Annotated in this window: 19 protein-coding genes; 10 read left to right on the top strand and 9 right to left on the bottom strand. The window is 56.1% G+C overall.

Going from position 1 to position 26,858, the window contains the following annotated elements; genetic code table 11:
• Nucleotides 1-119 precede the first annotated feature (119 nt).
• The 7 genes from cmoM (at nucleotide 120) to RT657_RS03330 (ending at nucleotide 10,769) form a co-directional block, all read left to right on the top strand.
• The gene (gene cmoM, locus RT657_RS03360) at nucleotides 120-905 is read left to right on the top strand and encodes a tRNA uridine 5-oxyacetic acid(34) methyltransferase CmoM (RefSeq protein ID WP_313652487.1); all 786 of its coding nucleotides are present in this window, start codon (nucleotides 120-122) and stop codon (nucleotides 903-905) included.
• Nucleotides 902-2,224 (top strand): chromosome partition protein MukF, encoded by a 1,323-nt coding sequence (gene mukF, locus RT657_RS03355; protein WP_313652486.1) that lies wholly within the window; start codon nucleotides 902-904, stop codon nucleotides 2,222-2,224. The genes cmoM and mukF overlap by 4 nt, the downstream gene beginning before the upstream one ends.
• Nucleotides 2,205-2,930 (top strand): chromosome partition protein MukE, encoded by a 726-nt coding sequence (mukE, locus tag RT657_RS03350; RefSeq protein WP_313652485.1) that lies wholly within the window; start codon nucleotides 2,205-2,207, stop codon nucleotides 2,928-2,930. Before mukF ends, mukE begins: the two co-directional genes overlap by 20 nt.
• Nucleotides 2,927-7,414, top strand: coding sequence for a chromosome partition protein MukB (mukB, locus tag RT657_RS03345; protein WP_313652484.1), 4,488 nt, complete (start codon nucleotides 2,927-2,929; stop codon nucleotides 7,412-7,414). Before mukE ends, mukB begins: the two co-directional genes overlap by 4 nt.
• 149 nt (nucleotides 7,415-7,563) lie before the next feature.
• Entirely contained in the window at nucleotides 7,564-9,375 is a 1,812-nt protein-coding gene (ldtD, locus tag RT657_RS03340; RefSeq protein WP_313652483.1) for a L,D-transpeptidase, read from the top strand.
• A 176-nt stretch (nucleotides 9,376-9,551) separates the two neighbouring features.
• Entirely contained in the window at nucleotides 9,552-10,100 is a 549-nt protein-coding gene (locus RT657_RS03335; protein WP_313652482.1) for a YcbK family protein, read from the top strand.
• Between the two features lie 39 nt (nucleotides 10,101-10,139).
• Nucleotides 10,140-10,769 (top strand): MBL fold metallo-hydrolase, encoded by a 630-nt coding sequence (locus RT657_RS03330; protein ID WP_313652481.1) that lies wholly within the window; start codon nucleotides 10,140-10,142, stop codon nucleotides 10,767-10,769.
• Nucleotides 10,770-10,836: 67 nt separating this feature from the next.
• Here RT657_RS03330 and RT657_RS03325 read toward each other — a convergent pair whose 3' ends face one another.
• The 4 genes from RT657_RS03325 to pncB form a co-directional block, all read right to left on the bottom strand.
• The gene (locus RT657_RS03325; RefSeq protein ID WP_313652480.1) at nucleotides 10,837-12,027 is read right to left on the bottom strand and encodes an amino acid aminotransferase; all 1,191 of its coding nucleotides are present in this window, start codon (nucleotides 12,025-12,027) and stop codon (nucleotides 10,837-10,839) included.
• Between the two features lie 232 nt (nucleotides 12,028-12,259).
• A complete protein-coding gene (gene ompF, locus RT657_RS03320; RefSeq protein ID WP_313652479.1) occupies nucleotides 12,260-13,429 on the bottom strand; it encodes a porin OmpF in 1,170 nt (389 codons plus the stop codon).
• A 300-nt stretch (nucleotides 13,430-13,729) separates the two neighbouring features.
• Complete coding sequence (gene asnS, locus RT657_RS03315) at nucleotides 13,730-15,130, bottom strand: asparagine--tRNA ligase (RefSeq protein WP_313652478.1); 1,401 nt, start codon at nucleotides 15,128-15,130, stop codon at nucleotides 13,730-13,732.
• Nucleotides 15,131-15,286: 156 nt separating this feature from the next.
• Nucleotides 15,287-16,492, bottom strand: coding sequence for a nicotinate phosphoribosyltransferase (gene pncB, locus RT657_RS03310; RefSeq protein ID WP_313652476.1), 1,206 nt, complete (start codon nucleotides 16,490-16,492; stop codon nucleotides 15,287-15,289).
• A 243-nt stretch (nucleotides 16,493-16,735) separates the two neighbouring features.
• On the opposite strand from pncB, the gene pepN reads away from it, so the two are divergent.
• Nucleotides 16,736-19,351, top strand: coding sequence for an aminopeptidase N (gene pepN / locus RT657_RS03305; protein ID WP_313652474.1), 2,616 nt, complete (start codon nucleotides 16,736-16,738; stop codon nucleotides 19,349-19,351).
• A gap of 47 nt (nucleotides 19,352-19,398) precedes the next feature.
• On the opposite strand, the gene ssuB is transcribed toward pepN, so the two are convergent.
• The 5 genes from ssuB to ssuE are packed head-to-tail and all read right to left on the bottom strand — an operon-like array spanning nucleotide 19,399 to nucleotide 23,658.
• The gene (gene ssuB, locus RT657_RS03300) at nucleotides 19,399-20,187 is read right to left on the bottom strand and encodes an aliphatic sulfonates ABC transporter ATP-binding protein (RefSeq protein WP_313652472.1); all 789 of its coding nucleotides are present in this window, start codon (nucleotides 20,185-20,187) and stop codon (nucleotides 19,399-19,401) included.
• Nucleotides 20,184-20,975 (bottom strand): aliphatic sulfonate ABC transporter permease SsuC, encoded by a 792-nt coding sequence (ssuC, locus tag RT657_RS03295; protein ID WP_313652471.1) that lies wholly within the window; start codon nucleotides 20,973-20,975, stop codon nucleotides 20,184-20,186. Before ssuC ends, ssuB begins: the two co-directional genes overlap by 4 nt.
• 10 nt (nucleotides 20,976-20,985) lie before the next feature.
• A complete protein-coding gene (gene ssuD, locus RT657_RS03290) occupies nucleotides 20,986-22,134 on the bottom strand; it encodes an FMNH2-dependent alkanesulfonate monooxygenase (protein ID WP_313652470.1) in 1,149 nt (382 codons plus the stop codon).
• A 9-nt stretch (nucleotides 22,135-22,143) separates the two neighbouring features.
• Nucleotides 22,144-23,097: a sulfonate ABC transporter substrate-binding protein gene (locus RT657_RS03285; RefSeq protein WP_313652469.1), complete on the bottom strand. Its 954-nt coding sequence runs from the start codon at nucleotides 23,095-23,097 to the stop codon at nucleotides 22,144-22,146.
• Nucleotides 23,098-23,106: 9 nt separating this feature from the next.
• Nucleotides 23,107-23,658 carry an NADPH-dependent FMN reductase gene (gene ssuE, locus RT657_RS03280; RefSeq protein WP_313652468.1) on the bottom strand — a complete coding sequence of 184 codons (552 nt, stop codon included), beginning with the start codon at nucleotides 23,656-23,658 and terminating at the stop codon, nucleotides 23,107-23,109.
• A gap of 747 nt (nucleotides 23,659-24,405) precedes the next feature.
• On the opposite strand from ssuE, the gene RT657_RS03275 reads away from it, so the two are divergent.
• Together RT657_RS03275 and RT657_RS03270 are read left to right on the top strand one after the other, a co-directional pair.
• The gene (locus RT657_RS03275) at nucleotides 24,406-25,386 is read left to right on the top strand and encodes a glycosyltransferase family 2 protein (protein WP_313652467.1); all 981 of its coding nucleotides are present in this window, start codon (nucleotides 24,406-24,408) and stop codon (nucleotides 25,384-25,386) included.
• Nucleotides 25,387-25,487: 101 nt separating this feature from the next.
• The gene (locus RT657_RS03270; RefSeq protein ID WP_313652466.1) at nucleotides 25,488-26,789 is read left to right on the top strand and encodes a flippase; all 1,302 of its coding nucleotides are present in this window, start codon (nucleotides 25,488-25,490) and stop codon (nucleotides 26,787-26,789) included.
• Nucleotides 26,790-26,858 lie beyond the last annotated feature (69 nt).

Here is a 26,858-nt window from a genome sequence, read left to right as displayed (position 1 = left end):
TGCGTCCTGTTGTCCGAAAATAGAGCACCCGGAAGGGAAGATGGGGATGAAAGGTTCATTCTTCTGGTGCCTGTGACAAAATAGCACAAGTCTCACCGCAGCATACCGGAGCGCACGCCATGCAGGATCGTAACTTTGACGATCTCGCGGATAAATTTTCGCAAAATATTTACGGCACCACGAAAGGGCAAATACGCCAGGCCATTCTCTGGGATGAGCTGGAAACGATCGTACCCAGCCTGTCGTCCTCCCCGCTCTCCGTGCTGGACGCAGGCGGTGGTGTGGGGCAAATCTCCAGCGGACTCGCTGCGCAGGGCCATCAGGTTCTGCTGTGCGATCTGTCGGGTGAGATGCTGCGTCGGGCCGAAGAAAATGCGGCAGCACAGGGTGTGAGCCACAACATGCAGTTCAGACAAATTAGCGCTCAGCAGGTGGGCGAACATTTGGATAAGCCGGTGGATCTGGTATTGTTCCACGCTGTGCTTGAGTGGGTCGCTGAGCCGGAGACGGTACTGCAGGCGTTGTTTGATCTGCTGCGTCCGGGCGGCGTCATGTCGCTGATGTTTTACAATCTGCACGGCCTGACACTGCGTACCCTGACGCTGGGAAACTTCGGCTATCTGCGCACGAATCTGACCAAACGCAAAAAGCGTACGCTGTCGCCTGACTATCCGCGCGACCCTGAACAGGTCTACCGCTGGCTTGAAGCCTGTGGCTTTGTGATTGAGCAGCGTGCCGGTATCCGGGTGTTCAGCGACTACATGAAGCCGCCTAAGGGCGAGCCTAAAAGCGACGATGAAATTATTGAGATGGAGCGGCGTTACTGCCGTCAGGAACCCTTTTTGAGCTTAGGGCGTTACATTCACGTAACCGCGCGTAAACCCGGGCAGAAGGATGAATTATGAGTGAATTTTCCCAGACGGTACCTGAACTGGTCTCCTGGGCACGCAAAAATGATTTTTCCCTTGCGCTGCCAGTGGAACGTCTGGCCTTTTTGCTGGCTATCGCCACCCTTAACGGTGAGCGAATGGATGGCGAAATGAGCGAGGGCGATCTGATTGATGCTTTTCGCCATGTCAGTAAAGCTTTCGAACAAACCCATGAAACTGTACTGGTTCGTGCCAACAACGCCATCAACGATATGGTACGGCAGCGCCTGCTCAATCGTTTTACCAGCGAGCTGACCGAAGGCAACGCCATCTATCGACTGACGCCGCTGGCGATCGGCATCACTGACTACTACATCCGCCAGCGTGAGTTTTCGACGCTGCGCCTGTCAATGCAGCTTTCGATTGTCGCCAGTGAACTGAAACGGGCTGCCGATGCTGCTCAGGAAAATGGCGATGAGTTTCACTGGCACCGCAACGTTTTTGCGCCGCTGAAATATTCGGTGGCGGAGATCTTCGACAGCATCGATATGACCCAGCGCCTGATGGATGAACAGCAACAGGCGGTGAAAAACGACATCGCCGAACTGCTGAACAAAGACTGGCGAGCGGCGATCTCCAGCTGTGAAATGCTGCTCTCTGAAACCTCCGGCACGCTGCGTGAACTGCAGGATACACTGGAGGCGGCGGGGGACAAACTCCAGGAAAATCTGCTGCGTATTCAGGATGCCACGCTGGACAGCCCCGATCTGGGCTTCGTCGATAAGCTGGTATTTGATCTGCAAAGCAAGCTCGACCGCATTACCAGCTGGGGCCAGCAGGCCATCGACCTGTGGATCGGCTATGACCGCCATGTCCACAAATTTATCCGTACCGCCATCGACATGGATAAAAACCGCGTCTTTGCGCAGCGCCTGCGGGTGTCAGTGCAGAACTACTTCGACTCCCCCTGGGCACTGACCTACGCCAACGCCGACCGCCTGTATGACATGCGCGATGAGGCGCTGACGTTACGGAATGACGAAGTCATGGGCGAACTGCCGCCGGAGATGGAGTACGAAGAGATCAATGAAATTCGCGAACAGCTGGCAGCGATGATTGAAGAGGCGCTGCAGGTCTATAAAGCGCAACAGAAACCGCTTAACCTCGCGTCAGTGATGCGCGACTACCTGGCTCAGTACCCCCGCGCCCGTCATTTCGATCTGGCGCGCATCGTGGTCGACCAGGCGGTATGCCTCGGCGTAGCGGAAGCTGATTTAGCCGGTTTGCCTGTGGAATGGCAAGCCATCAATGATTACGGAGCCAAGGTGCAGGCACATGTCATCGACAAATATTGAACAAGTGATGCCGGTTAAGCTGGCACAGGCACTGGCCAATCCGATTTTTCCTGCGCTGGACAGCCAGTTACGCGCCGGACGCCATATCGGTATCGAAGAGCTGGATAACCACGCTTTTCTGATGGACTACCAGTCTTTCCTCGAAGAGTTTTACACCCGCTATCACGTGGAGTTAATTCGTGCGCCGGAAGGGTTTTTCTATCTGCGTCCGCGTTCAACCACCCTGATCCCGCGTTCTGTCCTGTCTGAGCTGGATATGATGGTCGGCAAGATCCTCTGCTATCTCTATCTCAGCCCGGAAAGGCTGGCCAATGAAGGGATCTTTACCCAGCAGGAGCTGTATGACGAGCTGCTCTCCCTGGCGGACGAGAACCGTCTGCTGAAGCTGGTTAACCAGCGTTCAACCGGCTCCGATCTGGACCGCACCAAACTGCAGGAGAAAGTGCGTGCCTCACTGAGCCGTCTGCGTCGCCTGGGCATGGTGTGGTTTTTCGGCAACGACAGCAGCAAATTTCGTATCACTGAATCGGTGTTCCGTTTTGGTGCCGATGTACGCGGCGGCGATGATGCCCGCGAAGCGCAGCTTCGCCTGATTCGGGATGGCGAAGCCATGCTACTGGAAAATGCAACAGCACCGGTCGACACCGACGAAGGTGAAGGGCAGGAAAGCGACGCGAGTGAGAACGCAGAGGAAGAACAGGCATGATTGAGCGCGGAAAATTTCGTTCGCTTACGCTGATCAACTGGAACGGCTTTTTTGCCCGTACCTTTGATCTTGATGAGTTAGTTACCACGCTGTCAGGCGGTAACGGCGCAGGTAAGTCCACCACGATGGCGGCCTTCGTCACGGCGCTGATCCCCGACTTAACGCTACTGCACTTCCGTAATACCACCGAAGCGGGTGCCACCTCCGGCTCCCGCGACAAAGGTCTGCACGGTAAACTGCGCGCCGGGGTCTGCTACTCGATGCTGGATGTGGTGAACTCACGTCATCAGCGCGTGGTGGTCGGCGTCCGCCTGCAGCAGGTCGCGGGACGCGATAAAAAAGTCGATATTAAGCCGTTCAGTATTCACGGCCTGCCAACCGACACCAATCCAACCGACATGCTGACGGAAGTGCTGAACAGCCGTCAGGCGCGCGTACTGCCGCTGAACGAAGTCAAAGAGCGCGTCGAGGCGCAGGAGGGCGTGCAGTTCCGCGCCTATAACTCGGTCACCGACTATCACGCCATGATGTTTGATCTTGGCGTGGTGCCGCGTCGTCTGCGCTCAGCCAGCGATCGCAGCAAGTTCTATCGCCTGATTGAGGCCTCGCTCTATGGCGGGATCTCCAGCGCCATCACCCGATCGCTGCGTGACTACCTGCTGCCTGAAAACAGCGGGGTGCGGAAGGCGTTTCAGGATATGGAAGCCGCGCTGCGCGAGAACCGCATGACGCTGGAAGCGATTCGCGTGACCCAGTCTGACCGCGATCTCTTCAAGCACCTGATCTCCGAGGCGACCAGCTACGTCTCTGCGGACTACATGCGCCACGCCAATGAACGCCGGGGACACCTCGACAGCGCGCTGCAGCTGCGCAACGAGCTGTTCAGCAGCCGTAAGCAGCTCGCGACCGAACAGTATCGTCACGTTGAAATGGCGCGCGAACTGGCTGAACACAGCGGTGCGGAAAACGATCTCGAAGTCGATTATCAGGCCGCCAGCGATCACCTGAACCTGGTGCAGACCGCGATGCGTCAGCAGGAGAAGATCGAACGCTACGATGCGGATATCGAAGATCTGACGCTGCGGCTGGAAGAGCAGACCGAAGTGGTCGCCGAAGCGCGCGAAATTCAGGAAGAGAACGAAGCGCGTGCCGAAGCGGCCGAACTGGAAGTGGATGAGCTGAAGAGCCAGCTGGCCGATTTCCAGCAGGCGCTCGACGTGCAGCAGACCCGCGCCATCCAGTATCAGCAGGCGCTGCAGGCGCTGGAGCGCGCCCGGACGCTCTGCCAGCTGCCCGAGCTGAACATCGATAATGCGACTGAATGGCAGGAGAGCTTCCAGGCGAAAGAGGAAGAGGCGACGGAACGTCTGCTGCATCTGGAACAGAAGCTGAGCGTGGCGGAAGCGGCGCACAGCCAGTTTGAACAGGCACTGGCGCTGGTGACCAGCATTGCCGGTAACGTGACGCGGCAGGATGCGTGGCAGACCGGCCGTGAACTGCTGCGTGACGCCAGCAACCAGCGTCATCACGCTGAGCAGCTCTCGTCGCTGCGTCTGCGTCTTAACGAGCTGGAACAGCGTCTGCGTGAGCAGCATGAGGCGGAGCGCCTGCTGGCCGAATTCTGCAAGCGTCAGGGGCAGCACTACGAAGCCGATGCGCTGGCAGGCCTGCAGCAGGAGCTGGAAGCTCAGATCGAACAGCTTAACAGCAGCGTGTCGGACGCCGGTGAGCAGCGCATGAAGATGCGTCAGGAGCTGGAGCAGCTGCGTGAGCGCATCACCAGTCTGACGGCGCGTGCACCCCACTGGCTGGCGGCCCAGGAGATCCTGACGCAGCTCAGCGAGCAGACTGGCCAGGCGCTCAGCAGCAGCCAGGATGTCACCGAATATATGCAGCAGCTGCTGGAGCGTGAGCGCGAAACGACCGTCGAGCGCGACGAAGTGGCCGCCAGTAAACGCGATATTGAGCAGCAGATCGAGCGACTGAGCCAGCCTGGTGGGGCGGAAGATGCGCGTCTGACCCAGCTGGCCGAACGCTTTGGCGGCGTCCTGCTCGCTGAAATTTATGATGATGTGACCCTGGATGATGCGCCTTACTTCTCGGCGCTCTACGGTCCGTCGCGTCATGCGATTGTGGTACCTGATCTCTCGCAGGTGCGCGAGATGCTGGACGGGCTGGAAGAGTGCCCGGAAGATCTCTATCTGATCGAAGGGGATCCGCAGTCCTTCGATGACAGCGTCTTCAGCGTCGATGAGCTGCAGAATGCCGTTGTCGTGAAAGTCGCGGATCGTCAGTGGCGCTACTCACGCTTCCCAAAAATACCGCTGTTTGGTCGTGCGGCGCGTGAGAATCAGCTTGAGCAGCTGCATCTCGAACGCGACAGACTGGCGGAACGCTATGCGACGCTGTCGTTCGATGTGCAAAAAACCCAGCGTCTGCATCAATCCTTCAGCCGCTTTATCGGTTCACACCTGGCCGTCGCTTTTGATGACGATCCGGAAGCGCAAATCCGTCAGCTGGGTGCGCGCCGGGGTGAGCTGGAGCGGGCGCTGAATCAGCATGAAAGCAACAATCAGCAGCAGCGTCAGCAGTATGAGCTGGCGAAAGAGGGCGTGTCGCAGTTAAACCGCCTGCTGCCTCGCGTCAATCTGCTGCTGGATGATACCCTGGCCGATCGCTGCGAAGAGATTCGTGAACAGGTCGATGCCGCACAGGACGCAGCGCGCTTCCTGCATCAGCATGGCGCTAAGCTGGCGAAGCTCGAACCCATCCTTGCAGTGTTGCAAAGCGATCCGGAACAGCATGAGCAGCTTCAGGCGGATTATCAGCAGGCGCAGCAGCAGCAGCGCAGCGCACGTCAGCAGGCCTTTGCTCTGACCGAAGTGGTTCAGCGCCGCGCGCACTTCAGCTATGAAGACTCTGCGGGCATGCTCAACGGCAACAACGATCTCAGTGATAAGCTGCGCCAGCGTCTGGAACAGGCAGAAAGCGAACGCAGCCGCTGTCGCGATCGCCTGCGTGAACATCAGGCCCAGCTGACACAGTACAACCAGGTGCTCGCTTCGCTGAAGAGTGCCTGGGATGCCAAACGTGACATGCTGAAAGAGTTGCAGCAGGAGATGCAGGCTATCGGCGTTCAGGCCGATAGCAGTGCAGAAGCCCGCGCACGCGTGCGTCGCGATGAGCTTTACACAGCCCTGAGCCACAACCGCGCCCGCCGCAATCAGCTGGAAAAACAGCTGACCTTCTGTGAAGCGGAGATGGACAACCTGCAGAAGCGCCTGCGCCAGCTGGAGCGAAATTATCATCAGGTGCGTGAACAGGTGGTCAGCGCGAAAGCGGGCTGGTGTACCGTGCTGCGTCTGGTGAAAGAGAATGGTGTGGAGCGCCGTCTGCATCGACGCGAGCTGGCCTACCTGAGTGGCGATGAGCTGCGTTCAATGTCCGATAAAGCGCTGGGTGCGCTGCGTCTGGCGGTGGCGGACAACGAACATCTGCGCGACGTGCTGCGGTTGTCGGAAGATCCAAAGCGTCCGGAACGGAAAATTCAGTTCTTCATTGCGGTCTACCAGCATCTGCGCGAACGTATCCGTCAGGATATCATTCGCACGGACGATCCGGTGGAAGCCATCGAGCAGATGGAAATCGAGCTGAACCGACTGACCGAAGAGCTGACAGCGCGTGAACAAACGCTGGCGATCAGCTCCCGCAGTGCGGCGAATATCATCCGTAAAACCATTCAGCGCGAGCAGAACCGTATCCGCCAGCTTAACCAGGGCCTGCAGACCGTCAGCTTCGGTCAGGTCCGCAGCGTGCGGCTTAACGTAAACGTGCGTGAAACCCACGCAATGCTGCTGGATACCCTGTCGGAAGAGCATGAACAGCATCAGGATCTGTTTAACAGCAACCGCCTCACTTTCTCAGAGGCGCTGGCGAAGCTCTATCAGCGGCTGAACCCCCATATCGACATGGGGCAGCGCACGCCGCAGACTATCGGTGAAGAGCTGCTGGACTACCGCAACTATCTGGAGATGGAAGTAGAAGTTAACCGTGGATCAGATGGCTGGCTGCGGGCAGAGAGCGGTGCGCTGTCAACCGGTGAAGCGATCGGTACCGGTATGTCTATCCTGGTGATGGTGGTACAGAGCTGGGAAGAGGAGTCACGTCGTCTGCGCGGTAAAGACATTTCACCATGCCGCCTGCTGTTCCTTGATGAGGCGGCCCGTCTGGATGCCCGCTCAATCGCCACGCTGTTTGAACTGTGTGAGCGACTGGAGATGCAGCTGGTGATTGCCGCGCCGGAAAATATCAGTCCGGAGAAAGGCACAACCTACAAACTGGTGCGTAAAGTGTTCAATAACACTGAGCACGTCCATGTGGTCGGGTTGCGTGGTTTTGCCGCCGATCCCTCACCGGTACGGCCGGGAAGCGACGCAGAGGCGTTACCCGATTTAACCGCTGAAAATTCCGGGGCAGAAACGTAGTCAAAAACTGAACCATTGGTTAATCTGGTCACGGCATTTGTCACAGGAGGCAAATGCCGTTTTTGTTTGTATACTCAACATTATGAGTAGCAGCCCGAACGCAGTCGTTACAGGGAGCGCTGCGGAGTTGAGAAGATAAGGGGGCAGGGATGTTGCTGGTAAAAAAGGTTAATCATCATCGCGTTGTATCATTGTTAGCGCTGGCGCTAACTGCTGTTCCATTTACGCTACCACAGGCCGCGATTATCGCTGCGCTGCCCGGTAAAACGCATGCGGCGCTCTCCGTCTCTGAAAGTCAGCAACGTATCCGCCAGGCTTTTTCCAGCGCCGACCAGCCTTTCTACCAGGCGCCACTGGCGACGCTTTATGCGTCCCGCAATATGCAGCCGCTCTGGCAGGATACGCAGGCAGTGGAGAAGTTCCAGCAGCAGCTGGCTGAGGTAGCGCTTTCCGGCGTGCAGCCACAGTTCACGCGCTGGGTTGAGCGTCTGACAAATCCGTCGATTACCGGTTTTGCACGGGATGTCACCCTCTCTGATGCGATGCTCGGCTATCTGCAGTTCGTCTCCAGTGTCCCGACCCAGGGGGAAACCTGGCTCTACAGCAACGTGCCTTACAGGCTCACGCAACCCTCGGTCGCGGTTGTCAATCAATGGCAGAATGCAGTGAACGCCGGGGCGGCCAGCCACTTTGTCTCCTCGCTCCAGCCGCAGCATCCACAGTATAAACTGATGCATGCCGCCCTGAAGCAGCTGCTCAGCGACAGACAACCCTGGCCCCAGCTGAAAAGCAGTGAAACGCTGCGTCCAGGTCAGGTCAGCGAGGATGTGCCGGCACTGCGTGAAATATTGCAGCGCAGCGGCATGTTAACGGCGCAGGTGAATGCACCCGCACCTGATGACGATGCGGTGCCCGTGGCACCTTCACCGGTGACGCACAGTGACCAGCCGGTGACGGTCAGCCCTTCTGCTGCGCCAATTACCCATCTGATTGCGCCAGTGCCGCAGGCGCCTGGCAACGTCCGGAGTCAGACGCTGGAAGGCAACACGGCCAATATCTATGACGAATCGCTGGTGGCGGCGGTGAAGCGTTTCCAGCAGTGGCAGGGACTGGACGGCGATGGGGCTATCGGGACCAGAACACGGCAGTGGCTCAATGTCTCTCCGCAGATGCGTGCCTCGCTGCTGGCGCTGAATATTCAGCGGCTGCGTCTGCTGCCGGACGACATGCACAATGGCATCATGGTTAACATCGCCAACTACTCGCTCATCTATTACAACAACGGCAACAAGATTCTCTCCTCACGGGTGATTGTCGGCCGCCCCGATCGCAAAACGCCTTTGATGCGCAGTGCGCTGAATAATGTGGTGCTGAATCCGCCGTGGAACGTGCCGACGACGCTGGTGCGCAAAGATATCATTCCCAAAGTGAAGCAGGACCCGACCTATCTCTACAAGCATGGCTACACTCTGCTGTCGGGCTGGAGCGCGGATGCCGAAGTGATCGATCCCAGCATGATCGACTGGCGCATGGTGTCCGCCTCCTCGTTTCCTTACCGGCTGATTCAGGCACCGGGTGAAGCCAACGCGCTGGGTCGTTATAAATTCAACATGCCCAGTTCCGATGCGATCTATCTGCACGACACGCCTAATCACAATCTGTTCCAGCGCGATATTCGTGCGCTCAGCTCAGGCTGTGTCAGGGTGAATAAGGCCTCTGAACTGGCAGGTCTGTTACTGCAGGATGCGGGCTGGAACGACTCCCGTATTTCCAGCACGCTGAAAGAGGGCGATACCCGCTATGTGCCGATCCGCCATCGCATTCCGGTTAATCTTTACTATCTGACGGCATGGGTTGCGGATGATGGCAAACCGCAGTTCCGTACAGATATTTACAATTATGATGACACCGCGCGTTCAGGCAGTCAGGCACTGAGCCGGGCAGAGCAATTGCTGCTCTAGTGATTGATTTTGCATCGTTAGCAGTGCACACACAAAAGCGCGTCAGCGGCGATCCCGGTGCGGGTCGCCTCGCAGACGGCTTGCGGGTGGGTTGACGCTCACCTGAGAGAAAGTTATGGTTCGGCCTGTGCGCTTTTTGCACATGACTATGGCTTGACTCTCAGGTAATCCGCTACATGTCTACTATTGATTCTTTTCGTCGCAAACTACTGCTCTGCGGTAGCGCCGCCGCCGGACTGGCACTTCTGCCAGCTTCTGCCAGGGCCTCGCTTTCAACCTCTCGTCCGCGTGTGTTGATGCTCAATAACCTTCATACCGGTGAAACCCTTAAAACTGAGTTTTTTAATGGTAAGAGTTACGACAAGGATGAGTTGTCACGATTAAATCACTTCTTCCGGGATTATCGCGCTAACAAAGTCAAAAGCATCGACCCCCATCTGTTTGACCAAATCTTCCGTCTCCAGGCCCTGCTGGGCGTGCGCAAGCCGATACAGCTGGTGTCAGGTTATCGCTCTCTGGCCACCAATAATATGCTGCGGGAAAGCGGTTCCGGGGTAGCCAGGCACAGCTATCACACCAAAGGTCAGGCGATGGATTTTCATATCGAAGGGGTTTCGTTAGCGAATGTACGCAAAGCGGCGTTATCTCTGCGCGCCGGTGGTGTAGGATATTACCCCCGCAGTAACTTTGTACACATTGACACCGGGCCGGTCAGGCACTGGTAACGACACCGGCAACGCTGCGTGAGCCGGTCATGGAGCGTTATGAACTACCACATTATTCCTGTTACAGCCTTTGCTCAAAACTGTTCTGTTATCTGGTGTGAAACCACGCGCGAAGCCGCGCTGGTCGACCCCGGCGGCGATGCTGAACTGATTAAGCAAACGCTGGAGCAGCTCAGCCTTAAACCGGCTCAGATCCTGCTGACGCATGGCCATCTGGATCATGTCGGGGCCGCCGTGGAACTGGCCGCCTTCTATGATATTCAGATTGTGGGGCCGCAAAAGCGCGATGCTTTCTGGCTGGAGGCGTTGCCCACGCAAAGCCGGATGTTCGGACTGGAAGAGTGCGCGCCTTTTACTCCCGACCGCTGGCTGGAAGAGGGCGAGAGTGTGCAGGTTGGCCTGACCACGCTGGAGGTGCTGCACTGTCCGGGACACTCGCCCGGGCATGTCGTGTTCTTTGATCGTCCGGGGCGCTTGCTGGTTTCAGGTGACGTCATTTTCAATGGCGGCGTCGGGCGTACTGACTTCCCGCAGGGCGATCATCAGCAGTTAATCGCGGCTATCCGCAGCAAACTGCTGCCGCTGGGCGATGATGTGACGTTTCTGCCCGGTCACGGCCCGATCTCCACGCTGGGTCATGAACGCATCAGCAACCCTTTCCTGCAGTAAAACCTCAGCGGTTTTCCTGCCATAAAAAAATGGGCCATCCGGCCCATTTTTTGTTTCGTCGTCTGCATTACAGCACAGCGACAATCGCTTCACACAGCGCCGACATATTGTCTGGCGTCATGCCTGCCACGTTCACGCGGCCTGAGTTGACGGCATAAACCCCGAACTCTTCCCGCAGGCGGATCACCTGCTCTTTGGTTAAGCCGCTGAACGAGAACATACCGTTCTGCCTGATAATAAAGCTGAAGTCGCGCTGTGCGCCTTTTTCCGCCAGGGTATTTACAAACAACTGGCGCATGCGCTGGATGCGCTCACGCATATCCGACAGCTCCTGCTCCCAGATCGTGCGCAGCGTGTCATTGCCCAGGATCGTGGCGACCACAGCTGCACCATGAGCCGGCGGGTTGGAGTAGTTGGAGCGGATAGTATATTTCACCTGGCTGAATGCGGCATCGGCTACACCGGCATCCGCCGCAACCAGCGTAATTGCACCCACGCGCTCATTGTAAAGACCAAAGTTTTTGGAGTAAGAGCTGGCGACGATCAGCTCCTGATGTGAGGCGGCAAAGATGCGCAGACCCTCAGCATCTTCCTCCAGACCGCGGGCAAAGCCCTGGTAGGCGAAGTCGAATAACGGCAGCCAGCCATTGGCCTGTGAGAGCTGCGCCAGCTGCTGCCACTGCTCCGCCGTCGGGTCAATCCCGGTCGGATTATGGCAGCAGCCGTGGAACAGCACCACATCACCCGGCTGAACCTGCTGCAGTGACGCGATCATCCCTTCAAAGTCCAGCGAATGGGTCTCTGCGTCGTAATAGTGATAGTCACACACTTCAAGACCGGCGGCGTGAAACACATTGTGATGATTAGGCCAGGTCGGATTGCTGATCCAGACCCGCTTCACCGCAGTCTGCGTGGCAAGAAAATCGGCTGCAACACGCAGTGCGCCTGTACCGCCTGGGGTCTGCGCGGTGCGCGCGCGGCTGGCGGTGATAAGTGGGCTCTGGTTACCGAACAGCAGGGCCTGCGTGCAGCGGGCGAAATCTGCCAGACCATCAATGCTGAGATAGTTTTTTGTGGTTTCGTTTTCCAGCAGGTATTGCTCAGCCTTTTTAACACTGGTCAGCACCGGGGTCTTGCCGGTTTCGTCTTTATAAACGCCGATACCCAGATTGATTTTTTCAGGGCGGTCATCGGCACGAAACAGATCGGCCAGCCCAAGAATAGGATCGGCGGGTGCAGCAGAGATCGATTCAAACATGTGTCAGGTCCATTAGCGTGAACTTTAGCAAGAGGGCTATCAGGTTAACGTCCGGCCAGATAAATGCCAACCGTTTGCGAGACAAATTCCTCTATTTTGCGGTGCGAATAGCGCGATGGGGAAATGAAGAGGTTCAGGCAGAGTAACAGAGCGGGAGGAAGCGCGATGCAGGGAAAGAGCAGCCATAAAAAAACGGGGCCAGAGCCCCGTTTTTCAACATGCTGAAGCAGGATTAGAACTGGTAAACGATACCAACACCAACCACGTCGTCTGTGTTCAGATTCAGGCGGTTGTTGTCATCCAGCTGGTTGATTTTGTAATCAACATAGGTAGACATGTTTTTGTTGAAGTAGTAAGTCGCGCCAACGTCGAAGTATTTAACCAGGTCAGCATCGCCCACGCCTTCGATATCTTTGCCTTTAGACTGTACATAGGCCAGAGATGGACGCAGACCGAAGTCAAACTGATACTGTGCAACCAGTTCGATGTTCTGAGCTTTGTTTGCAAAACCCCTAACAGAGAACGCGTTACCGTTAGCCAGAGTACCTGAAGTACTGATCGGCGTAGAGTTACGGGTTTCACCGTACATTGCGGCCAGGTAAACGTTATTTGCATCATACTTCAGAGCGGTTGCCCAGTTTTCAGCACGTTTACCCGCACCCTGACCGGTCACAGTGGTAACTGCCGCACCGCCGCCATTCGCTGCGCTAGGTGTGATAGTGGTCTGTGCGCCTGCTGCCTGCGCATCAGTACGGTCGCTGTTGCTATATGCCGCTGCGAAGCCTACACCGATTGGCGAAACGTAGCTGGTTGACACACCGTAGCCATCGCCATTAGAGCGACGCAGGCCGTCGGTACCGGTACGTTCGTTTTTACCCTGATACTGAACAGCGAAGTCCCAGCCATCAACCAGGCCGAAGAAGTTGGTGTTGCGGTAAGTCAGCAGACCGGTGCTACGACCGTTCATGAAGTTATCTGAGTATCCTGAATCACCACCGAACTCTGGCAGCATATCGGTCCAGCCGATTGCATCATAAACCACACCGTAGTTACGGCCGTAGTCGATTGAGCCCGCATCACCAAACTTCAGACCGGCAAAGCCCAGACGGGTTTTGTTGCCATTCTGTGCGTCAGAACCTTCAGAATTGTTTGCCTGAATGTTGTATTCCCACTGGCCGTAACCGGTCAGCTGGTCATTGATCTGTGTTTCGCCTTTGAAGCCGAAGCGAGCATAAGACTGGTCACCATCGTTGTCTGCATCGTCAGAGAAGTAGTGCAGGCCGACAGCTTTACCGTACAGGTCCAGTTTGTTGCCGTCTTTGTTATAGATTTCGGCAGCATTGGCTGCGCCGGCGGCTAACAGAGCAGGGATAACCACTGCAAGAATATTGCGCTTCATCATTATTCATTACCCTCATTGGAGTTATTTGTACACCTGCCACTGCCGTCAGGAAATCTTTACGGAACCCTGAACGAAGTTTGGTGTCTTCCTGTGTCTGCACGCATCTTTCCATCCCCCCCGCCGTAATTCTAGCGCGAAAATGCTACTAAACTCGTAATCTGGTTTCTAAAGGAAAATATGTATTACAAAATGTAAAAAATACGGAACTTTGTGAGACATCTCAAAATTTACAAAAATAAAAAAAGGCCGGCAGTGCCGACCTCTTTATATATATGAATTTCTTATATTTAATGCTGAATATCAGAAACTCGCGTTGCGTGGCGTACGCGGGAAGGGAATAACGTCCCTGACATTCTGTACGCCGGTGACATAGGCGATTAAACGTTCAAAGCCCAGACCGAAACCAGAATGTGGCACGGTACCGTAGCGACGCAGGTCACGATACCACCAGTAGTCTTCTTTATTCAGGCCCATCTCTTCCAGGCGCGCATCCAGTACATCCAGACGCTCTTCACGTTGCGAACCGCCGATGATTTCACCGATGCCTGGCGCCAGAACATCCATCGCCGCCACGGTTTTACCATCGTCGTTGAGGCGCATGTAGAACGCTTTGATCTCTTTCGGGTAGTTTTTCACTACCACCGGTGCTTTGAAGTGTTTCTCTGCCAGATAGCGTTCATGCTCAGAAGAGAGGTCGATGCCCCAGGAAACCGGGTTTTCAAAGCTCTGATCGCAGTTCATCAGGATCTCAACCGCATCGGTGTAGTCGACCTGCGCGAAATCGGTGGTGATAAAGCGCTGCAGACGTTCTACCGCATCTTTGTCTACGCGCTCTGCGAAGAAGGCCATATCATCGGCGCGCTCTTCCAGTACCGCGTTAAAGACATACTTCAGCATGGCCTCCGCCAGGTCAGCCGCATCATCCAGTGAAGCAAAGGCAATTTCCGGCTCCAGCATCCAGAATTCCGCCAGGTGACGGCTGGTGTTGGAGTTCTCCGCACGGAACGTCGGGCCAAAGGTGTAGATTTTCGACAGGGCGCTGGCGTAGGTCTCGCCATTCAGCTGACCCGATACGGTCAGGAACGCCTCTTTACCAAAGAAATCTTCGCTGAAGTCAACTTTGCCCTGGTCGTTACGCGGCAGGTTTTCCAGATCCAGCGTGGAAACACGGAACATTTCGCCGGCGCCTTCGGTATCGGAGGCGGTAATCAGCGGGGTAGAGACCCAGAAATAGCCGTTCTCATGGAAGAAGCGATGCAGCGCCTGCGCCAGCGTATGACGGACGCGGGCGACCGCACCAATCAGGTTGGTGCGGGGACGCAGGTGCGCCACTTCACGCAGATATTCGATGCTGTGGCGTTTCGCTGCCATTGGATAGCTATCGGGATCTTCGACCCAGCCCACCACTTCCAGGCCGGTCGCCTGAATTTCAAAAGCCTGGCCCTGACCTGGCGAGGCCACCACTTTACCGGTGACGATAACGGAACAGCCCGTGGTCAGACGCAGCACTTCATCCTGATAATTATTCAGAGAATTATTGACGACAGCCTGAACGGGATTAAAGCAGGAGCCATCATAGACGGCGATGAAGGAAAGACCGGCTTTTGAATCTCTTCGGGTACGCACCCAACCACGTACGGTGACTTCACTGTCAACCGCGACGCGACCGTGCAGTACATCCGCTACAGGCACTACGCTCATAAATATCTCTCTATATAGAAGAAGTGAGTAAAAAGTTGCCCCATCCGGGGTTTTGCTATGTTACTTGCGAGTCTTCAGGAAACAAGCAAAATTCAGGGGGAATGCGGATTTATTACAGCAGAGGCGGGGCGTATCAACGCCCCGATTAAGCGGGATTCAGCTCGCTTTTTTCACCAGAGGCAGATCAAAGGCTTTGCGCAGGGCGCGGACAAAGGCCTTGTCCTGGCAGATTGTTTTACCCGGGCTGTCGGAGAGTTTCGCGACCGGCTTGCCGTTGCACTGCACCAGTTTGATCACGATATTCAGCGGCGTCACGCCCGGAATGTCGCAGGTCAGGCGGGTCCCGATGCCAAAGACCACGTTAGTGCGCTGACCAAAATGACGATAGAGCGCCAGCGCTTTGTCGAGGTTCAGGTTGTCAGAAAAAACCAGGTTTTTGCTGAGGGGATCGATACCGAGTTTCTGATAGTGGGCAAGCGCTTTCTCTCCCCATTCGACCGGATCGCCCGAGTCGTGGCGCAGTCCCTGATAGCGACTGGCGAAGACAGGCCCGAAATCGCGCAGGAACGCATCCATTGCAATACAGTCCGTCAGGGCAATGCCCAGCTGGTCATCATACTCATCCAGCCAGGCCTGCAGCGCCGCACGCTGGCTGTTAGCCAGCACCGGGCTGATCTGCTGAAACGCCTGGAACCACTCATGCGCCTGGGTGCCCACCGGCGTCAGTGAGAGACGCCGGGCCAGATCATAGTTACTGGTGCCAATCAGCCATGGAAAATCCTGCTTCAGCGTAGAGACAATTGCCTCCTGCACATCCTGTGAATAGCGGCGACGGGTACCGAAATCCATCAGGCGGAAGCGTGACATATCAAGGTCAGCGACCTCCGTTTTAAAGGCGCTGAGTTTCTGGTGCAGATGGTCGACCGCCTGCTGGGTAGTAACCTGCGGCGTGCGATGACGGTGCACGATCTCGCTGATCAGCGCCAGTAACGGCACTTCCCACATAATCACTTCACGCCAGGGCCCCTGAATGCGGATATCCAGCATGCCGTGATGATTACGGACTTCAACCTGATGCGGGTTATAGCGAAACTGGCGCAGCCAGTGGAGATAGTCCTGACGGAAAAAGGGAAGATGAGACAACCATGTCGCTTCTTCATCAGAGAGCGCCAGATCCTGCATGGTAGCGATCGCGTCACGAATTTCGTCAGCGTAGAGACCCAGCTGTTCGTCGCCGCGGCAGCGAAACTCCGCCTTCACCGTGACGTCATGATAGCGGTGGAAAACGGCCTGCTGCATATGGAGCTTATAGGCGTCCGTATCCAGCAGCGAGGTCAGTATCGGGGAAGCATGTCCTGTCATGGCGCGTTTCAGCATCCTGTTCGGTGGCGCAGAGCCCGGTGTTGTACACAGTCATAAAGACGCAAAAGTATAATTCACTATCTGAAGCCGATCACAGCATATTTCAGTCGGTCGGGTCGAGGCCAATCTGTGCCTTTGTTAACAAACTGTAGCCATTTAATCATTCCGGTGTTTTGTGCGTGGCAAGCTTGTAGTAACCAGCTTAGACTTTGCCGGTAAACTTATAACAACGCGAGACGCAATATGACGCAACAGCCCCAAATCAAGTATCGCCACGACTATCGTGCGCCCGATTACACCATTACTGACATTGATTTAACCTTTGAGCTGGATGCGTCGACCACGCGGGTCACGGCCATCAGCCAGGTTAAACGACAGGGCGACAGCCAGGCAGAGCTGCGTCTGGACGGCGAAGATTTAACGCTGATTGCGCTGGAGGTCGACGGGCAGCCCTGGACCGCTTTCCGGGAAGAAGAGGGCGCGCTGATCGTCAGTCAGCTGCCGGACAGCTTCACCCTGAAAATCGTCAACGAAATTCATCCGGATCAGAACACCGCGCTGGAAGGACTCTATAAATCGGGCGAGGCGCTCTGCACCCAGTGTGAGGCAGAGGGCTTCCGTCATATTACCTGGTATCTCGATCGGCCGGATGTTCTGGCCCGCTTTACCACCACCATTTATGCCGACGGTGAACGCTATCCGTTCCTGCTCTCCAACGGTAACCGGATTGATAGCGGCCGCGATGATCAGGGGCGCAGCTGGGTAAAATGGGAAGATCCCTTCCCGAAACCCTGCTACCTGTTTGCGCTGGTGGCGGGCGACTTTGACGTCCTGCGCGACAGCTTCACCACGCGTTCAGGTCGTGATGTGGCCCTGGAGATTTTCGTCGATCGCGGCAATCTGGATCGTGCGGACTGGGCGATGACCTCACTGAAAAACAGTATGAAGTGGGATGAAGAGCGTTTCGGCCTGGAGTATGACCTCGACATCTTTATGATTGTGGCCGTTGACTTCTTCAATATGGGCGCGATGGAGAACAAAGGGCTGAACGTCTTCAACGCCAAATATGTGCTGGCGAAAGCGGAAACGGCGACGGATAAAGATTATCTGGGGATTGAAGCGGTCATCGGCCATGAATATTTCCATAACTGGACCGGTAATCGTGTGACCTGCCGCGACTGGTTCCAGCTCAGCCTGAAAGAGGGGCTGACGGTGTTCCGCGATCAGGAGTTCAGTTCCGATCTGGGTTCGCGCGCGGTAAACCGCATTGACAACGTGCGTATCGTGCGCGGTGCGCAGTTTGCCGAAGATGCCAGCCCGATGGCACACCCGATCCGCCCGGATCAGGTCATGGAGATGAATAACTTCTACACCCTGACGGTGTATGAGAAAGGATCGGAAGTGATCCGCATGATGCACACCCTGCTGGGCGAAGAGAACTTCCAGAAAGGCATGAAACTCTACTTTGATCGTCATGACGGCAGTGCCGCCACCTGTGACGACTTCGTGCAGGCGATGGAAGATGCCTCAAACGTTGATCTCTCGCAGTTCCGCCGCTGGTACAGCCAGTCGGGCACGCCTGTGCTGACGGTGCGCGATGATTATAATCCGGAGCTGGAGCAGTATACGCTGCACGTCACGCAGCACACCCCGGCGACTGCCGATCAGAAAGAGAAGCTGCCGCTGCATATTCCGCTGGATATCGAACTCTATGACGGCGAAGGCAAGGTGATCCCACTGCAGAACAATGGTCATCCGGTCTCTTCGGTGCTGAATGTCACCGAGGAGTTCCAGACCTTTATCTTCGACAATGTCTACTTCCAGCCGGTGCCGTCGCTGCTGCGTGAATTCTCTGCGCCGGTGAAGCTCGACTATAAATGGAGTGATGCGCAGCTGACCTTCCTGATGCGTCACGCCCGCAACGACTTCTCCCGCTGGGATGCGGCGCAGAGCCTGCTGGCAACCTATATCCGGCTGAACGTCGCCCGCTATCAGCAGGGCCAGCATCTGTCGCTGCCGCTGCATGTGGCCGACGCCTTCCGTGCGGTGCTGCTCGATACCGACAGCGACCCGGCGCTGACCGCGCTGATCCTGACGCTGCCGTCAGAGAATGAGATTGCCGAACTGTTTGATACCATCGATCCGCAGGCGATTGCGCTGGTGCGCGATGCGCTGCAGCGTACGCTGGCCCGCGAACTCGCCGATGAGTTCTTTGCCATCTACAACGCCAATCAGCAACCTGAATACCGCGTGGAACATCACGCGATCGGCAAGCGCAGCCTGAAAAATGTCTGCCTGACCTATCTTGCCTTCAGCGATGCGCAGCTGGCGGATAAGCTGGTGCAGACGCAGTATGAGCAGGCGACTAACATGACCGATGCGCTGGCGGCGCTTTCTGCCGCCGTGGCGGCCCAGCTGCCGTGTCGGGATACGCTGCTGGCGGCGTATGATGAGCGCTGGCATCAGGATGGTCTTGTGATGGATAAGTGGTTTGTGCTGCAGGCAACCAGTCCGGCCGCGAACGTGATGCGCAACGTGCATAACCTGCTGAACCACCGCTCTTTCTCCATGAGCAACCCGAACCGCGTTCGCTCGCTGATTGGTGCGTTTGCCTCCGCTAACCCGGCCGCGTTCCACGCTCCGGATGGCAGCGGCTATAAGTTCCTGGTCGAGATGCTCACCGATCTGAACAGCCGCAACCCGCAGGTCGCGGCGCGGATGGTGGAGCCGCTGATTCGTCTGAAACGGTACGACGAAGAGCGTCAGGCGCTGATGCGTCAGGCACTTGAGCAGCTACTGGAGCTGGATAACCTCTCGGGTGACCTCTACGAGAAAATCAGCCGCGCCCTGAACGCCTGATAGCAAAAGCAAAAAGGCGGAGCGTCCGGAACGATCTCCGCCTTTTTTTAGCGATGCTGCGCGTAACGTAACGGCTGAGGTTGTTCTGTGCGCTGCATCACCCGCTCCAGTACCTCCGCCTCCAGCTCGGCCAGCCGCGCCGATCCACGCCGCCGTGGACGTGGCAGATCGATCAGCAGGTCCAGCCCGATTTTACCCTCTTCGATCAACAGGACGCGATCCGCCATTATAACGGCTTCACTGACATCGTGCGTGACCAGCAGCACAGTAAAATGGTGCTGCTGCCACAGCGATGCTATCAGGTCCTGCATTTCAATGCGGGTGAGGGCATCCAGAGCGCCTAATGGTTCATCCAGCAGCAGCAGACCAGGCCGGTGGATTAATGCTCTGGCCAGGGCCACACGCTGTTTCTGGCCGCCGGAGAGGGCGGCGGGCCACTCCTCTGCCCGGTCCGCCAGTCCTACCGCCGACAGTGCCTCCCTCGCCGCGCTGCGCCATTCGCGCCCGCGCAGGCCAAGCCCGACGTTGTCGATCACCTTTTTCCACGGCAGCAGCCGTGCATCCTGAAACATCAGGCGGGTTTCATCACGCGCCGACGCCAGCGGCGCATTGCCCGCCAGCAGTTCACCGCGGGTGTTCTGCTCCAGTCCGGCCAGAAGACGCAGCAGGGTACTTTTACCACAACCACTGCGGCCCACCACGGCCACAAACTGACCCGCGGGGATATGCAGATCGATTTCGTTGAGAATGGTGCGATTGCCATAGCCTTTACTGACGCCGTTTATGCCAACCGGCGTGCCGCTGTTCAGGCGGGCTGGTGAAAAAGTCTGGCTCATGCGTTCTCCTCCTTCAGTTGATAAGCGGGATGCCAGCGCAGCCAGAGACGTTCCAGCAGCAGCGCGGCAACATCCGCCAGTTTGCCAAGCAGGGCGTACAGAATGATGGCGACCATCACCACGTCGGTCTGCAGAAACTCACGGGCGTTCATAGCCAGATAGCCGATCCCGGCGTTGGCTGAAATCGTCTCGGCAACAATCAGCGTCAGCCACATCAGCCCCAGCGCGAAACGCACCCCCACCATGATGTTCGGCAGCGCACCGGGCAGGATCACCTGGATAAACAGGCTCCAGCCGGAAAGCCCGTAGCTGCGTGCCATCTCCACCAGCCCGCGGTCGATATTACGGATGCCGTGATAGGTATTGAGGTAGACAGGGAACAGGGTGCCCAGCGCCACCAGAAAGATTTTTGCCGACTCATCAATGCCGAACCAGAGGATCACCAGTGGGATCAGAGCCAGATGCGGCACATTGCGCAGCATCTGTAACGAGGTATCCAGCAGGCGTTCACCGGTTCTGGAGGTGCCGGTTATCAACCCGAGCGCCAGACCGATGGAACCGCCGATGCTGAAACCGATCAATGCCCGCCAGCTGCTGATCGCCAGATGCTGCCAGAGTTCGCCGCTGGCGGTGAGTTGCCAGAAGGTGGTCACAATTTTCTCAGGCGCGGGCAGAATGCGGGTCGATAACCAGCCGGTTTGCGAGGCAATCTGCCACACCACGATCAGCAGCGTCGGCAGCAGCCACGGCACCAGCGTATCCGCAAGGCGTTTTCGGGTTCTGGCCATCATCCTCTCCTCAGCCGCGGGCGGCTTTTTTCTCAGGGGTAAAATCGTTGGCGACCGCTTCACCATGTGCCTGCACCACGCGCGGCTGAGGCACCAGCGGAACCTGCAGATCAAGATGCGGGAACAGCAGTTCGCCAACGCGATAAGCTTCTTCCAGATGCGGATAGCCGGAGAGAATAAAGGTTTCAATGCCCAGCGCTTCATACTCTTTAATACGGGCGGCGACGGTCGGACCATCGCCAACCAGTGCGGTTCCGGCACCGCTGCGCACCAGACCGACGCCAGCCCAGAGGTTAGGGCTGATTTCGAGCTTGTCGCGACGACCGCCATGCAGCGCAGCCATCCGGCGCTGGCCCACAGAGTCTGCCCGCTGGAACGCCGCCTGCGCCTTCGCGATCGTGGCATCATCGACATGGGCAATCAGCCGGTCGGCAGCCTGCCAGGCCTCTTCGGTGGTTTCCCGCACAATCACATGCAGCCGGATGCCAAAGCGTACTGTCCGACCCTGCGCAGCCGCTTTCGCGCGCACCTGATCAATCTTCTCTTTGACCAGAGCTGGAGGTTCACCCCAGGTGAGATAAACATCGACCTGTTCCGCCGCCAGCGCCTGCGCCGGTTCAGACGATCCGCCAAACCAGAGCGGCGGGCGAGGCTGCTGCACCGGTCTGAACATCAGGCGCGCACCACGCACCTTCACATGTTTGCCTTCGTAATCGACGGTTTCGCCTTCCAGCACCCGACGCCAGACGCGGGTAAATTCCGCTGATTCCGCATAACGTTCGCGGTGATCGAGGAACACGCCATCGCCCGCCAGCTCTTCGGGATCGCCGCCAGTGACCAGGTTGAACAACGCCCGACCGTTCGAGAGGCGATCCAGGGTCGCGGCCTGGCGTGCGGCCTGGGTCGGTGAAATCACGCCGGGACGAAGAGCCACCAGAAATCGCAGACGCTGTGTCACAGGGATTAGCGAGGCGGCAACCAGCCACGCATCTTCGCAGGAGCGACCGGTGGGGATCAGGACGCCACCAAAACCAAGACGGTCAGCGGCCTGGGCCACCTGTTGCAGATAGGCGTGGTCAACCGGACGGGCGCCTTCAGCGGTGCCAAGATAGTGACCGTCGCCATGGGTCGGCAGAAACCAGAAAACAGATACGCTCATTGTTGCTCCTTATTGCGTCAGGGTATGCGGTTGCCAGAGTCGATCCTGGATCGTCACTTTTACGGGCAACAGATGATTGGCATAGAAGAGGTCAGCGGTACGCTGCTGCGCCGCAGCGGTTTCGGCACTGACCGGCGAAATCCGGGTAGGTGGCCGGTGACTGAGGTAGCTGGCGATGACCGGTTCGGGCAGGCCCATCGCCTGTGCCAGCAGCGTGATGCTCTGCTGTGGCTGGCTGATGGTCAGCGCATCGGCCTCGCTGAAGGTGTTGAGCACCTTCTGAATAAACGCGCCATGCGCTTCGGCATAGCTGCGGGTCGCCAGATAGAAGGAGCCGGTCAGGTTAAGTGAACTGCCATCCGTCAGCAGGCGCGAATTGCCCTGCAGCAGCACTGAGGAGTAGTAGGGGTCCCAGATTGCCCAGGCATCCACGTTACCCTGCTGGAAGGCGGCACGTGCATCGGCAGGCGTCAGATAGACCGGCGTAATGTCTTTAATACTCAGGCCAGCCTGCTGCAGGGCGCGCAGCAGTAAATTGTGGGAGCTGGAGCCCTTCTGAAACGCCACTTTTTTCCCTTTCAGATCGGCGACCTGTTTCAGTGGACTGCTTTTGGGCACCAGGATCACTTCCGCTTTAGGTTTTGGCGGTTCCGCGCCCACATAGAGCAGATCCGCGCCCGCAGCCTGCGCAAACAGCGGCGGTAAATCGCCGGTGCTGCCGAGATCGATACTGTTGACGTTCAGCGCTTCCAGCATCTGCGGCCCCGCCGGGAACTCTATCCATTTAATCTGCGTATCGGGAAAACGTGTCTCCAGCAGATGGTGCGATTTCGCCAGCACCATGCTCACCGATCCCTTCTGATAGCCGATGCGAATCTCTGCCGGATCGGATTCGGCAGCCTTAACCTGAAGGCTGGTCAGTAGCAGTGATGCGACCAGCCATATTCCTGATCTTAGTTTCATAACGCTTCCTTATACCGCCTGCGCGACGGGGTGGTGGTGGCGCGTCAGTGCCAGCCAGAAAGCGGCAACGGCTTCATCCAGACGCTGAGACAGAGCGTCCTGCAGTTCCGGCTGACGGTCATAGTGATTAATCTGGTGGTCCCCGGCGTAGACGCCATGCAGGATCTCCTGTGCCTTTAAGGCGTTCAGTACCGGCTTCAGGGCATAGTCCATTGCCAGCAGATGACCCGCACTGCCGCCGCTGGCCAGCGGTAACACCACTTTATGTTCCAGGGCGCGCTCAGGCAGCAGGTCAAGCAGCGTCTTCAGTGCGCCTGAAAATGAGGCTTTGTAGATCGGGGTCGCGACGATCAGGCCATCTGCCGACGCCAGATCTTCACGCAGTGCCAGCAGCGCAGGCGCATCGAACCGTGCATTAATCAGATCGTCTGGCTGGAAGTTGTGAATATTCCAGGGAATGACTTCAACCCCACGGGCCTCAAGCTTGTGCTGACAGATTGTCAACAGTGAGGTTGAGCGGGAGGGGAAGCGTGGGCTGCCTGCCAGCGTAATGACGCGCATGATCACTCCTTATAATTAAAAGTTATTAATTTTCGAATATTGAGAACTAATGTCCTCATACTGTCAGAACCGGGGAATGGGCTTAAATGATTTATCCGGCAAAGCAAGGGCGAAATCTGCAAATAGATGCGGCAACAGCTGCAAGTCAGTCTGCGCTTCCGATTATTCTTAAATCGGGCACAGACAGGTGAAAGATTCATTAAAAGAAATGATATAAGAAGGGCAGAATCAGCCGCTGGCGAAAAAAACGCGTTTTCGTCTGATTGCTTAATGTTTTATTTTGGGGTCAGAAAAAAATTAAAACGAAGCGGCAGAGAAAACAGGCCGGTTAAGTAGCCAGAAATCAGCGTCGGTGTGAAGAGAGCGGCAGAATATTAAGATAAATCGCAGATCGCATAGTGTAATAAAAATGAAGGAATGGTGTTTTTTTTCACTCTTTCAGATATTCGTTTACGCTTTTCGCCACCTGGTTACATCTGCCTGGTCAGGCTATTTTAAATCGAACCTCAACGCTTTTAACATCATTATGCGTTATAGATGCACTTTGGTTAACAGTGATATGCGCAAGAGGGATTGAGAGATTTTTTTACGACTGGTCTTTTTTTGGATAACCGGTTTAAGATAATCAGGCTCAACTCCGTCAATCATAATAACAGAGCCCTACTCTTTTCGACGTTTCGCCCTGGGTCAGGTCCTGCATCTGGCAGGTGAATCGTATTGTTATTTTCTAACAGCAGAGAATTGCACATGTCTGACATCCTGTTATCCGTTATTATTCCCACTTACAATGTTGAGAAATATATTGTTGAGTGCGTGGATTCTTTATTACGCCAGGTTAAATCGCCCAATGAAATCCTCATTGTGAATGATGGTTCAACCGACAGAACGCTGGCTTTGCTTGAACAGAATTATGCACATCTGCCGCAGGTGAAAATAATTACAACGGAAAACGCCGGTGCCGGTCACGCCCGGGATGTGGGGATTGAGGCGGCTCGCGGCCAGTTCCTGTTCTTCTGCGACCCGGATGATGTGGTGACGGATGGACTGGTCACTGAACTGGCGATTGTCGCGGAAAAGCATCCGGAAACGGACCTGTTCTGCTTTAACTCTTCTGTCTACCGCGATGGTCAGATCGATGTCACCTCGCCAAAAGTGCGTCACGACATCTTTGGACAGCAAAAGCCGCAGGAGGTCCTGTTACACCTGCTGCGAAATGGCCGATATACCTCGGCCGCCTGGAGTTATATCGTCAGCAGACGGGTTGTTGAGCAACACAAATTGCGGTTCGTGAAACGCGTTCATGAAGATCATAACTTTACCCTCTCTGCGTTTATCAAAAGTCAGCAGGCCTGGGTCAGCCGCCACGTCTATTATAAACAGCGCATTCGTCACGGTTCACTGACCAACAGTACCAAGAGTAACGAGTTTTTTTATCAGCGCTACGATGCCTTTATGCATGCCTGGAATACCTTAACCGGTTCGCAGGTCAAATCTGCGTGGCGCAGTCAGCTGGAAAAAGCCTATTTAGTGCACTCGTTTCGCCTGATGATCTATTTATCGCTCTATAACGGTACGCCGGTCCCGGAATATGTGATTAATGCCATCCGCTTTATGGGTCAGAATGTGAAAACAGAGAATTTCAAAGAGTGGCTACTGTTCAACCGGCCTGAACTGTTTATTACGCTGCAGCACTACAAGGTTAAAAAAGAGCTGAAGCGCGCCGCCTGAATCTGAAAATTAGCCTGATTCTGAAAAGTGTGAAGCAATATTGTTTATGCCTTTGCGAAATGAGAAGGTGAGACATGCAATGTGTATAAGGTTGTTGCGTCATGGCAAAAGTTCTTGATAAAAGTCTGGTAATTAATATTTTCTCGCTGCTGGCATATCGCGGTGCGTCGTTCCTGTTTCCGCTGGCTACGCTGCCTTATCTGGCCCGTGTTCTGGGGGTAGAGCAGATGGGTACGCTGGCGCTGGCTATCGCCTGCGTCCTCTATTGCAGTACCATTTCAGACTGGGGGTTCAATGTCTTTACGACCAAAGATATTGCTCACCATCGTGATGACAAAGAGCGTGTCAGTCAGCTCTTCTGGTCAACGTTTAATGCCAAGCTGATGCTGCTGGTGCTCACCAGCGGCACATTACTGACGGCGACCTGGTTCAATCCTGCCTGGCATCCGCTGTTCTTTATCATCCTGGCGAACTGCACCACGCTGATTGGTTCACTTTTCTCCTTCGGCTGGCTGATGCAGGGTTTTGAGAAGCTGGGCAAGACAGCAATGATCGCCACTTTTGGTAACTTCTGCGCGATTCCACTGACCTTTCTGCTGGTGAAGTCCCCGCAGGATACCTGGCTGGCCGCCCTGATACCGGGCACGGTCTCGATCATCAGCGCAGCGATTACCCTGAAGTTCGTGCTGGAGATGAAGGTCATTGGCCGTTATCGCTTTGAACCGCGTGAAATCAAACAGCGCATCACCGACAGCCTGGATGTGTTTATCGCGATTGCTGGTGCTAACCTGTTTAACAGCGTCAACGTGGTGATTCTTGCATCCTTTACGTCGACCTACATGGTCGGGATCTACAATGGTGCAGATCGCCTGCGCAAAGCGGCGAACTCCGTACCTGAGCAAATTGGCAGCGCCTTTTTCCCGCGTGTCAGTCATCTTTTTGGCCGGGATAAACGTGCCGCGATAGCGGCGACGCGCAAAAGTCTGCTGCTCTCATTTGGGCTGAGTCTGTCGATCGTTATCTTTACCTGGGCTTTTGCCGATCTCGTCGTTTCTATTCTGCTGGGTAAAGACTTTATTCCGTCGGCAGATGTGCTGCGCGTCTTTGTGCTCTGCTTCCTGTTCGGTAACGTCGCTTATCCGGCTGGCTTACAGATCCTGATCCCGCATGGGCTGGCTCGCCAGCGTATGTGGGTCATGATGGCCGCAGGCGTAATCAACGTGCCGCTATGCTGTTTCCTGGCGTGGAAGTTCGGGGCGATCGGTGCGGCATGGTCGATGGTCGGCGCGGAAGCCTTTGTCTGCTTTGGTATCTTTGCCATCATGCATCGTCACGGCATCCTGCGGGAATATCTGTTTCCCTCTGAGGTAAAAAGCCAGCCGGTAAACGATTCCGCCGCGTGAGATCAACGTAATTTACGTTAAGTTTCACGCTCCCCGCCGTTCGATTTACTTTTGCGCCAGAGCACTTTA

The organism is Pantoea sp., from assembly GCF_032114055.1.
Lineage (GTDB): Bacteria > Pseudomonadota > Gammaproteobacteria > Enterobacterales > Enterobacteriaceae > Pantoea.
This window is presented reverse-complemented; position numbering and strand designations above follow the sequence as displayed.